The following is an 11,185-nucleotide window of genomic DNA, read 5'->3' as shown; positions in this document are numbered from 1 at the left end:
GTGTCCGGCCCGCGCATCGGCGCTCTCACCCTGTAGAAGGGGTCTCAGGACCCCTGATTCGCCACGCGGGCACCATCCGTTGCCGGAATTTGACCTTCGGTGATCGCGGCGCGTAGGAGTGCCTCGGCATGGTTGCGCCGCTTGTACAGGGTGTTGGACGTCACTCCCAGACGGCGGGCCAGCTCGCTCACGCGGGTGCGTCCAAGGCGGGTGACGGTGATCAGGTCGGCTTCGTGCCGGGTCAGGATGCCCAGGACGACCGCGTCGGCCAGCGCTGCGAACGGGTCAGCGTCGCGGTCCAGCCCGGTGTCGGCGCTGAGTGGGCCGACGAGGCGCGCCTGCTGGGGGTCCGTGAGGGTGTGCGGGTCGGTGGGCTCGTCGCGGGTGTGTCGCTTGCGGGCGTAGAGGGCGGCTTCGCGGGCCCGCCAGATCAGCCGGGACCCGACGTTGTGGTGCTCCAGATCGATCTGGTGGAGCGCCTCAAGGAACCGGGTCACCATCTCCGAAACGACGTCGTCGGCCGTGGCAGGGTCCAGGGTCCGCACCGCTTGGGCGGCGGTGCGCTTCAACCCCGGAAGCGCCACCCCGTAACAGGCGATGACCCAGGCTGGGTCGCCGGTACGCGCTCGACACACCAGCTCCCGCCAGATCACATCGCGGATCGCCGGGCTGGCGGTCGGGCCTTTGGCGTTGTCGTACATCCATCCCGCCGCCTCCGGCAGCGCGATCGGGCGGGCGGGCAGACCGCAGCCGAGCGCCGCGCCGTCGATGCTCAGCAGGGCAGGGCCAGTGATCAGGGCGGAGTAGGCGGACTCGACAGCGACCAGGGCGTCACCGGTGAACGAGAACGTGGGCGTGGACATGGCGTGCCTCCGAGCGGGCGAAGCCGAATGGGACGCCAATAGAGGTGGAGCACGCCGTGAGCGGAACCTGAGCGGAACCTGGGAAGAAGGCAAGAACTACCCGTTAGCTTGCCGTTCGCTCAAAGCCCCTGTGACCTGCGGAAACGCGCAGGTGGCGGCCAGTGAGCCAAAGCCGGCGCCAAGTGGCTCCACGGCGCGTTTCCCCTGGTCACGGCACTTGCGGCTCGGGAAGGAGATGGGAAGGGGTAAACGCTCGCTCAAACTACGTGTCGCGGGTCGTTCACCTTCAAGGGCAGGCCGTAACTCCGACAATTCACCCCTGACTCTGCGGCCGTGATCCTGGTCGGCAGAGTGCCTCCCGTGGCGATGTCGGAGCGGATCCTTGCGCGGCTCACAGCGAGCCCGAGAGGTTCCCACTCCTTTCCCTAGCCGCTCATGAACCGCTTATTTCCCTGTTGACCTGCGGAAACGTGCCTGCCGTCGGTGTCGGAGCGGATGGTGAGAAGAGTCTTTACCTTTCCACCTGGCGAATCAGGGGTGCGACGACCCCTTCTACATAGTGCACGGGGATCGGGTGGCCGCCTTGGGTCACCCAGCAATGAACAGCACACCACCCAACCCGCACGAGCGAGGCCGAGGCGGACGCGTCGGAACCCAGGCTCGCCGCCTGGTACCGATGACCGTCTGGCTCTGCTCCGACACCGACGATCCAGCCGATACGGCCAGAGGCAAGACCAACGAAACCCGTCCGGCCAACAGCGAGCTATGCATCGCGCACCAGCAGGCCGTCGGACACCAGCTCGCCCGCCATCTGATCACCAACTGCACCGAACCCAACGACCTGGTGGTGGAGGCGTTCACCAGCAGCGACGCAGTACTCAGCGCCGCCGTGGACGAGCGCCGATGGGGGGTGGCCCTGGTGCCGCACTTCCCGCTGGCCCAGCACATCGGGACCCGACTGCGCGCCCGCCACGCGCCCGACGCGCTGACGTGGGTCGAGATGCGGCCGACCAGGCCCGACCAGATGCACCTGGGCCTGGCCGACTCGGCAGGTGCCGCCGCCCTGGTCATAGCCGCACCGCCCGCCCACGAAGTCGGAGGACGTCGCCCCAAGGTCGTCGGGCAGCACGAATGCCCGGCATGCCGCGCGGACCTGTGGATGCTGGAGCGCCAGCAGCTCACCGGGTTCCTGTCCGGGGCGTGGCGGACCCTCAGGCCCGGCGGGACCTTGGCCATCATCACCGCTGCATGCCGTCGCGGCGACGGGCGGCTGCACGACCCGGCTCCCCAGATCATCGCCCGCGCGTCGCGGATGGGCTTTGTCTACACCCAGCACGTGATCGCGCTGCGCGTGCCGATCGAGGGCGATGCGCTGGCCGTGCAGTGCCATCCCGGCGAGGTCGGACAGCTCCGTGACACCGGCTCGGGCGCGTCACACCCACGCGTGAGCATCCACGCTGATCTCTGCCTGTTCACCAAGCCCGAGAGCACCACCGAACCGCACAAAAACGAAGGCGGCCAGGACGGTGACGGCCGATGAAGCGCCAGCCGACGGAGCAGAACCCTGTGCAGCAGCCGTACGCGTCGGTGGTGGCCACCGGGCAGCAGATGTCACGGGATCAGCGGCAGGGCCGCTACACCCCGGCGTCGATGCGGCATCCGGGCAAGATGCTACCCGCGATCGCTCGGCACGTCATCTCCGCCTATACCCGGGCCGGTGATGTGGTGGCCGATCCGATGTGCGGGATCGGCACGAGCCTGGTCGAGGCGATCCATCTGGGCCGTGACGCGATCGGCACCGAGGTCGAGGGCTCCTTCACCCAGCTCACGCGTGGGAACCTGTTGCTGGCCCGGTCGCAGGGCGCCACCGCTACCGGTCGCGTGGTCTGCGCGGACGGCCGCGCCATCGCCTCGATGTTCCCCGACCACCGGGGCCGGGTCGCGCTGGTCCTGACGTCCCCGCCTTACGGGGCATCGACCCATGGGCATGTGCGTCCCGACAGTCCCAACGTCGGCGGGAAGGTCGAGAAGTACCACTTCCGCTACACCCACGAGCGCCGCAGCCCCAACCTCGCCCGCCAACCCCTGCAAGGCCTGCTGGCCGGCTTCGGGGCCATCCTCGACGCGTCCGCCTCGATGCTGAAGCCGGGCGGGAGTGTTGCGGTCACCGTCCGTCCGTTCCGCAGCCAGGGCGCTCTGATCGATCTGCCCGGCCGGGTGATCGAGGTCGCCGAGGAACACGGGCTGGCCCTGATCGACCGGCGAGCCGTGCTGCTGGCTGCCCTCCGCGATGGGGGACTGGTCACCCGCGCCTCGTTCTTCCAGATCCTGGAGACCCGCCGCGCCCGCAGGCGCGGCCTCCCGGCCTGCACCCCAGCACATGAGGACCTCCTGATCTTCAGCCGCGCTACCGACCTGAGCCCTGCTGCGGGCAGCGCAGGCACGGTCGAGCAGGACGGGGACCGCCGATGAACCAGCGCCTGACCATTCCCATGCACAGCCGCCTACCTGTACAGGCCGGACTGGATCGAACGCTGGAACTGCTGGCTGAGCTGCAGGCGGGCCCCTGCAGCCAGTGCGGATGGGCCTGCTACCGCACCCGCCGACAGGCCCGCCGCGCCGCCCGAATCGCAGCGCCCGGAAGACGCCTGCGCGCTTACCGATGCGGAGATGCCTGGCACCTGACCAGCTACGTGCGCCCGCCATCGCCCGCAGCACCGATCACGGCCAGCCCGTCCCTTGGCACCGACAAGAGCCCAGCCCGGCCGCTGGCCACTCCGACAGAGTCGGCCACCTGCCGGGCCGGGCTTGCCCTTGATCGGGAAGCCGAGCGTGCATCCACCCGTGGTCACCACCAACCGCCGCGACACCCCGGACGGCCACCCGGTTCCACGCAGGATCCGGCCGCCGTCGTCGACCGCTGTCCCCACGCGCACGAGCGCGAGGGCGCGTACGCGTCCGGCCCCGACCGGGACGCCACGCCCAGCCCAGCGGGCTGTGCGGGCCGTAGGTGACCGAACCCGGCAGCAGGTTGCGCCTGGTCACGCCGGACGAGCCGCCTCGGCTCACCCCCGGCGCGGCCCGCGCCCTGCTGCGAATCCTGCGCCAGGCAGCCAACCCACCCTCACCAAGGAGTCTCGGATGCACGCCAGCCGACCCGATCCCGAACAGCCCGACCCGCCCGCCCGACAGTCCCGACACCGCCGGGACGAACTGATCGACGCCACCGACCCGAGCAGCCTCGCCCCGCTCAACACCGCCGGATCCGCGCCGGTGAAGGTCGCGTTCTACGGGGTCACCTACGAGCACCTGATCGACTTCGCGGGCATCGGGGCGCACAACCCGCAGCAGCATCTGGAGCAGCAGAAGACCAACGTGATGGACATGGTGCGCCGGAGCGGAGCGCACCTGGTGGCCGAGTTCACCGACACCCGCAAGGCCGCCGACATCCTCCGCCACCGTCCAGGGCTGACCTACCTGCTGCGGCACCTGGCCCCGACCGGCCTGATCGACGCGGTCGTGATCGACCTGGAGTCCGCGTCCTTCCGCCCCGGCGAAGTGGCCGAACTGACCAAGATCCTGCGCGGCCACGACATCGGCCTATGGGCCCCGCGCCTGGGGCCGATCGACCTCGCCAACCCGGTCCACGCCCTGTTCCTGCGCATCTGCTTTTGACCCGCACGCTGCCTCGGCCCGTCACGCGCAGCCCGCGCGCGAGGTGCCGCGCCGTTACCAGTGACCTGCCCAAGGAGGCGAAACCCGTGACCAAACAGCACAACCGCAGACGCTGTCTGACCCAGCCCGCCGTGCGAAGCGACGACCGCCCACACGGTCCCCGCGACACCGCCCGCAACACCGACCAGCCCGAGCAGGGCGTCCGGCCCAACTGGACGACCCGGCCCACGGCAGAGCCCGACAACTCCAACACCCCGCCGCGATTCGCCTTCTACGGCCGGGCCTACGGCAGCCCCGCCTTCGCCCCGGCGCGCAAGAGCCAGCAGCTCGCGGCCGCCCGCGATGTCGTCCGGTCGGTCGGCGGGCAGATCGTGGCCGAGTTCTTCGACAGCGGCCCGGCCGCCTGGGTGCATGGTGTCCCGCCGCTGTCCCGGTTGCCGTGGGGCAAGGGGCCGCAGGCGCGGGCGCTGATCGAGGCGCTGCGCCGGGACGAGTTCGACGCGGTGGTCGTGGGCGCCCTGGACGGCCGCACCTTCGGCGCCACGCACCTGTGGGAGGTGGTGGCGTTCCTGGACCACTACGGCAAGCGGCTGTGGATCCCCGACATCAACGGCCCCCTCGACCCGACCGATGAGGTCGATGCGCTGCTGATGCGGATCCTCATCGGCATCCCGCTCCCCGGCACCGCCCGCGAGCGGCCCCTCTCAGGCCCGGCCCGCCTCGCTGACCTGCAGCGGCTCCTGCGCCGCGACCGCGACGAGTAACCCCCGTCACCGCTCGCCCGGTCGCGCCGGAACGCCTCAACCACCGGCGCGGCCCGGGCCTCGGCCCCACATTCAAAGGAGCATCGGCATGACTGGCTCACATGGTTTCGACGCCCAGATGTCCGGCGACGGCCCCGCCTCGCAGGGGCTGCGGTTCGGGTTCTACCGCCCCGTCTCCTACCTGCGGCGGCAGATACCTGTCGATCACTGGAACGAACAGAACACCGCAGCCGTCGAGAAGATGATCGCCGCTGCGCACGGGAGGATGGTCGACACCTACCTGGAGGACATCAGCAGCGAGGACCATGCCAGGCCCGGCCCGTGGGGGCAGCGCCTGCTGGCCAAAAAGCTGCTGACCGACCTGGCCGCCGACACCCTCGACGCGGTCGCGGTCTGCACCGTCGCCCGTGGCGCGTTCGCCGCGACGCCGGTGTGGGATGTGGTGATGCTGCTGGCCTGCCAGGGCAAGCAGCTGTGGAGCGCCGACATCGGCGGCCCGCTCGACCCCCGCAACCCCGAACACATCCTGTGGCTGAAGGTCAAACTCGGCGTCCCCGAACCCAACCCCGCCCTCCTCACCACCCCCACGACGGCGATGAAGGGGGGCCGGGCGTGAACCGGAAGATCAACCGGAGCCGGTACCTGACCCCGCCCGCCGTGTGGGGCGACGACCGGCCGCTGGGCGCCCGCGAAGTGACCCGCCCGACCGACCAGGTGAACCTCGGCGACCTGATCGTGTTCCGCGACGATCACGGCAACGCCTACCGGGTCGGTGGCATCGACCGGCTGAACGAACACGCCGACCAGGACCTCAACCGCCGCGCCACCATCTGCTTCACCTGCGGCAACGGCACGAGCAGGACTTTCCCCAACCCGGCGGCGTTCCGGGAAGGCGACCCGGTCACCGTCCTGGAGATCCCGCACCTGACCTGGGACCGCAGCGGCGACATCGCACGGCTGTACGTGGACGGCACCTACGCCGGATTCCTCGCCCGCAACCAGGCCACGCCCGATCGGCTCTGGGAGGTGCACTACTGGGACGACTACCTGGAACGTCACTGCCACCTCGGCGAATGCCCCCAGCAGTGGCTCGCCGAACGACTCCTGACCGCGTTCGCCTTGGGCCTGAACCCCGACGACGACTACCGGGTCACGCTCCCGTCCGGCCGCACCGTCAACCTCACCGTCATCGACCGACCCACCCTGGACGCCCTGCCGACCCTCGCGGTCGGCGACCACGGTGACGAGCTCAAGGTCGACACCGGCCGGATCCAGGTCTGGATGGCGCATGGTCCCCGCTCGTGGGACCTGCCTGGACAGGACGAGTTCCAGCTCACCGACGCGATCTACATGCGCGAACGCCCCGACCAGAACATCGACCGCTGGGACACCACCTCGGTCTGGAAGTAGCCGCCGGACCACCGCACCCGCCCTCCGACCACGCCGAGGCTTCCATCCCGTCGGCGTGGTCGGAGGACCCACCAGCACAACGATAGGAGCGACCTTGACCACGAAGTTCGCGTTCTACGGCCGAGTATCAACAGAGGACAATCAGGACCCCAAGGCCTCCCGCGCATGGCAACTGCGCCAGGCGAACCGGCTGATCGAGCCGCGCGGGGGGAAGATCGTCGCCGAGTATTTCGACGTCGATAAATCCCGCTCGATCCCGTGGACGCGTCGGCCGCACGCCACAGCATTGCTCGACGAGCTGAGGGACAGTGCCCGAGGTTTCGACGCGGTGGTGATCGGGGAGCCGCATCGCGCTTTCTACGGTAACCAGTACGGCCTGACGATCCCGCTGTTCGAGCACTTCGGCGTGCCGTTGTGGGTGCCCGAGGTCGGTGGTCCGATCGACCCCGCCAACGAGGCCCACGACATGATCATGAGTGTCTTCGGCGGGCTGTCCAAGGGCGAGCGCAACCGGATCAAGGTCCGCGTCCGCGCGGCCATGGCTGCGATCGCCGCGACCGAGGGGCGCTATCTGGGAGGGCGGCCCCCGTACGGGTATGAGTTGGAGGATGTCGGCCCGCACCCCAATCCGGCCAAGGCCGCCGATGGCAAGCGGCTCAAGCGGCTTCGCCCGCATCCGGTCCATTCCCTGGTCGTGAAGTGGATCTTCGCCCAGTTCCTTCATGGCATGGGGATACACAGCATCGCCGAGGAGCTCACCCGCCAGGAAATCCTCTCCCCCTCGGCCAGCGACCCCCTGCGCAACAGCCACCGTCACCAGCGCGCCTGGTCCAAGTCGGCGGTCAGGACGATCCTCACCAACCCCCGCTATACCGGCCGTCAGGTGTGGAACAGGCAGCGCAAGGACGAGGTCCTCATCGACATCGAAGACGTCGCGCTCGGCACCATGACCAAGATGCGTTGGAACGACAAGGGCAGCTGGGTCTGGTCCGACCGGGGGGCACACGAACCACTGGTCAGCATCAGCGACTTCGAACGAGTGCAGGCCGAGTTCGCCAAACGGGCCCGCGGCAGCTACCAGCAGAAGCCGAAACAGACCCGTCGCCCCTACTGCTACCGCGGACGCCTGAAGTGCGGGTACTGCAACCGCAAGATGCAGGGCAACTGGAACAACGACCAGGCGTACTACCGCTGCCGCATCCGGGCTGAGTACGCGCTGGTCAACGAGATCGACCACCCCAAGGTCGTCTACCTCCGCGAGGCTGAGATCGCCCAGGAGGTCGACGGCTGGCTCGCCACCGTCTTCTCGCCGGCGCGAATCGAGACCACCATCGCGGCAATGGTGAGCGCCGTCAACGATTCGGGAGCCCACGCGGCCGCTGCGGTACGTAAGGACATCGCCGAATGTGATCGGAAACTCAAGACCTACCGCGCCGCCTTGGACGCCGGAGCCGACGCCGAAGAGGTCACGGCCTGGATCAACGAGACCAAAGCGAAACAGGCTCGGCTAGAGGGGCAACTCCGTGCAACGCCTCAGACCGGAAGCATCGAAAGGGAGGAGATCGCAACCCTGCTGGGACGCTGCGGAGACTTGGTACAGATGCTCGGCGAGGCTGAACCCGCCGACAAAGCCGACCTGTACAAGGAGCTCGGCCTCACGATGACGTACTACCCTCAAAAGCAACTAGTGGAGGCCCGGGTGATTCCCGAACCCCCACATGTGCGAGCGGTACGTGTCCGAGGGGGGACTTGAACCCCCATGCCCCGTAAAGGGCACTAGCACCTCAAGCTAGCGCGTCTGCCTATTCCGCCACCCGGACCGGTGCAGGGCCGCAGCTCGCGGCTGCGGCGGCGGGCTTCACTGTACCAAAGGTCGGGAGTCGCGGCGAAGTCGATCGACGCGGCACCATGGGCGGGTAGGCGCGAGGACGGATGGAGGTCGGTGTCGTGGGGTTGCAGGGCGCGGAGGACGAGGTCGTCCGGATCTGCCAGGAGCTGATCCGGATCGACACCAGCAATCCGGGTGATCACTCGGGGCCGGGGGAGCGGGTCGCGGCGGAGTACGTCGTCGGGCTGCTGGAGGAGGTCGGGCTGCGGCCCCAGGTGTTCGAGTCGCACCCGAAGCGGGCGAGCGTGGTGGCGCGGATCGAGGGCGAGGACCGGTCGCGGGACGCGCTGCTGCTGCACGGGCACCTGGACGTGGTCCCGGCGCGCGCGGAGGACTGGACGCACGACCCGTTCGGCGGGGAGATCGCGGACGGGTGCGTCTGGGGCCGCGGGGCCGTGGACATGAAGGACATGGACGCGATGATGCTCGCGGTCGTCCGGCAGCGGCTGCGGGAGGGGCGGCGGCCGCCGCGGGACGTGGTGCTGGCGTTCCTGGCAGACGAGGAGGCCGGCGGGACGTGGGGGGCCCAGTGGCTGGTCAAGGAGCACCCGGAGCTGTTCGCGGGGTGCACCGAGGCCGTGGGCGAGGTGGGCGGGTTCTCGCTGACCGTCCCCGGCGACAAGCGGATGTACCTGATCGAGACGGCGGAGAAGGGCATCGCGTGGATGCGGCTCACCGCCGAGGGGACGGCCGGGCACGGGTCGATGGTGCATCCGGACAACGCCGTGACGGCTCTGGCGGAGGCGGTCGGACGGCTCGGGCGGCACGAGTTCCCCATCCAGCTCACCAAGACCGTCCGGGCGTTCCTGGAGCGGGCGTGCCTGGCGTACGGGGTGGAGTTCGACCCGGAGAACCCGGAGGCGGCCCTGAAGGAGATCGGGCCGCTGGCGCGGATGATCGGCGCGACGCTGCGGCACACGCTGAACCCGACCCGGTTGGATGCCGGATATAAGACGAATGTCATTCCGCAGAGCGCGAGCGCTCAGGTGGACGGGCGGTTCCTGCCCGGCTATGAGGCGGACTTCTTCGACACCGTGGACGAATTGCTCGGACCGGACGTCCGCCGCGAATTCGTGCATCACGACCATGCCGTGGAGACCGAGTACGAGGGCGCGCTCGTCGCGGCCATGGAGGCCGCGCTGACCTCGGAGGACCCGGGCGCGCTGCCCGTCCCGTACTGCCTGAGCGGCGGGACGGACGCCAAGGCGTTCGCCCGGCTCGGCATGCGCTGCTTCGGGTTCGCGCCGCTCCAGCTCCCCCCGGAATTGGACTTTTCCGGAATGTTCCATGGGGTCGACGAGCGCGTTCCGGTGGACGGTCTGCGCTTCGGCGTGCGGGTCCTCGACGATTTCCTTGATCGCTCCTGAGAATTTCATTCGAAGGGCGCGGAATTGCTTCCGTCCGCGCGCTCCGTGGTGCTACGGTCACCATCCGTAGAGAACGGCTTGACCCGTTCTTGACGTCGCCCGCCGGTCCCGGCGGGCGAGGTGACTTCGGCAGGAGGAGCCCGTGGTGCACAGCCCGGCGCGGACGACGGCGGCCACCGCCGTCCCGTGCCGCGTGCTCGCACGGCGAGTGCCGGCGCACCGGGCGGTGCGGCGGCTGCTGGCGCATCGGGCGGTTCGCCGGCTCCTCGTCCTCGCCGGGCTCGTCGTCGCGGGCTGGCTGATCGGCGGAACCGCTCAGGCGTTCGCCGACACGGCCGTCCCCGCGGTCGCGGGCCCGGCGCATCCGGCCCTGCTGCCGGCGGGCGGAACGCCGCGCGGCATCGTCCGGGACACGTCGGCGGCGCTCGGGGAGCGGGCTCCGGTCCCCACCGCGTTCGCCGCGATGCCGCGCGGCGGGGCGCTCGTCCCGCTGCCCGGCCACCCCGTGCTGAACGTCCCGGTGCCGCGCCCGTCCGGTCCGCCGGACGCGCGCGGCGGCCAGACCACCCCCGGCGGCCCCGTGGCCGAGGGCGGTGCGCCGGTCACCTCCCGCCCGAACGCGGGCGTCTCTCCGGACCGTCCCGTCCGGACGGTCCGGAAGGGCGCTCGCGCCGCGCGGATCATCACGCACCGGGCGGGCCGCGCGTCCGCCGGGCATGCCGGACGCAACGTCGCCCGGACGGTCCGGCGCGCGCCGCACGCGCCCGTCGCACCGGCCCCGGCTCCCGCTCCGGCGCAGGCCGGGTCGCTGGCCCCCGTGCCCGGACCGGTCCTGTTCGGCGGGTTCGGCGGCGTGTTCCTGCGCCGCGTGTGGACGCCGCGCCGCCCGAAGGCCGTGCTCGTCCGCGCCGCGGGCGAAGCGCCCCCGGCCGTCCGGGGCGCGGCAGGCGAGCCGGCGGTCGCGCCCGACTGATCACCCTGCTCCGGCGCGGCACCCGAGCGGCTCGGGGCGCGCCGGGACGTGACCGCCCCAGGCGGCGCGTCATCCCCCGATCGAGCGATGCGTGCCCGGCGCGGGCGTGAGCCTGCCCGGAAACCGCCGCTCGGCAGATCCCCAGCGAGACCGAACGCTCGTCCGTCCGGACGGACGCTCCGCACCCCTGCCCACCTGGCAGGCGCGGACGCGGCCTCCTGGCAGGCGCGGACGCGTTCCGTCCC

General features: G+C 70.4%; 10 protein-coding genes and 1 tRNA gene. 9 read left to right on the top strand and 2 right to left on the bottom strand.

The genetic code is table 11. From position 1 onward, the window contains the following. Positions 1–44: 44 nt before the first annotated feature. Positions 45–863, bottom strand: a complete 819-nt coding sequence (locus FHU30_RS40960) for a sigma-70 family RNA polymerase sigma factor (RefSeq protein WP_253883108.1) — start codon at positions 861–863, stop codon at positions 45–47. 676 nt (positions 864–1,539) lie between these two features. Here FHU30_RS40960 and FHU30_RS40955 point away from each other — a divergent pair. The 7 genes from FHU30_RS40955 (at position 1,540) to FHU30_RS40925 (ending at position 8,465) form a co-directional block, all read left to right on the top strand. Continuing rightward, positions 1,540–2,403, top strand: coding sequence for a hypothetical protein (locus FHU30_RS40955; protein ID WP_253883107.1), 864 nt, complete (start codon positions 1,540–1,542; stop codon positions 2,401–2,403). Continuing rightward, entirely contained in the window at positions 2,400–3,335 is a 936-nt protein-coding gene (locus FHU30_RS40950; RefSeq protein ID WP_253883106.1) for a TRM11 family SAM-dependent methyltransferase, read from the top strand. Before FHU30_RS40955 ends, FHU30_RS40950 begins: the two co-directional genes overlap by 4 nt. Positions 3,336–4,004: 669 nt before the next feature. After that, the gene (locus FHU30_RS40945) at positions 4,005–4,538 is read left to right on the top strand and encodes a recombinase family protein (RefSeq protein WP_253883105.1); all 534 of its coding nucleotides are present in this window, start codon (positions 4,005–4,007) and stop codon (positions 4,536–4,538) included. Between the two features lie 131 nt (positions 4,539–4,669). After that, positions 4,670–5,302 carry a serine integrase family protein gene (locus FHU30_RS40940; protein WP_253883104.1) on the top strand — a complete coding sequence of 211 codons (633 nt, stop codon included), beginning with the start codon at positions 4,670–4,672 and terminating at the stop codon, positions 5,300–5,302. A gap of 88 nt (positions 5,303–5,390) precedes the next feature. Further along, positions 5,391–5,918, top strand: coding sequence for a hypothetical protein (locus FHU30_RS40935; protein ID WP_253883103.1), 528 nt, complete (start codon positions 5,391–5,393; stop codon positions 5,916–5,918). Further along, a complete protein-coding gene (locus FHU30_RS40930) occupies positions 5,915–6,712 on the top strand; it encodes a hypothetical protein (RefSeq protein ID WP_253883102.1) in 798 nt (265 codons plus the stop codon). The genes FHU30_RS40935 and FHU30_RS40930 overlap by 4 nt, the downstream gene beginning before the upstream one ends. Positions 6,713–6,806: 94 nt before the next feature. Then, the gene (locus FHU30_RS40925; RefSeq protein WP_253883101.1) at positions 6,807–8,465 is read left to right on the top strand and encodes a recombinase family protein; all 1,659 of its coding nucleotides are present in this window, start codon (positions 6,807–6,809) and stop codon (positions 8,463–8,465) included. Here FHU30_RS40925 and FHU30_RS40920 read toward each other — a convergent pair. After that, positions 8,447–8,532, bottom strand: a tRNA-Leu gene (locus FHU30_RS40920). The genes FHU30_RS40925 and FHU30_RS40920 overlap by 19 nt on opposite strands. A gap of 112 nt (positions 8,533–8,644) precedes the next feature. Between FHU30_RS40920 and FHU30_RS40915 the strand changes: the two genes are divergently transcribed. Beyond that, entirely contained in the window at positions 8,645–9,967 is a 1,323-nt protein-coding gene (locus FHU30_RS40915; RefSeq protein ID WP_253883100.1) for a M20/M25/M40 family metallo-hydrolase, read from the top strand. Between the two features lie 142 nt (positions 9,968–10,109). Beyond that, positions 10,110–10,940, top strand: coding sequence for a hypothetical protein (locus FHU30_RS40910; protein WP_253883099.1), 831 nt, complete (start codon positions 10,110–10,112; stop codon positions 10,938–10,940). Positions 10,941–11,185: the final 245 nt, after the last annotated feature.

Origin of the sequence: Actinomadura rupiterrae, assembly GCF_024172125.1 — a bacterium.
GTDB classification, from domain to species: domain Bacteria; phylum Actinomycetota; class Actinomycetes; order Streptosporangiales; family Streptosporangiaceae; genus Spirillospora; species Spirillospora rupiterrae.
The sequence above is the reverse complement of the archived record's forward strand: the minus strand, read 5'-3'. Positions and strand labels throughout refer to the sequence as shown.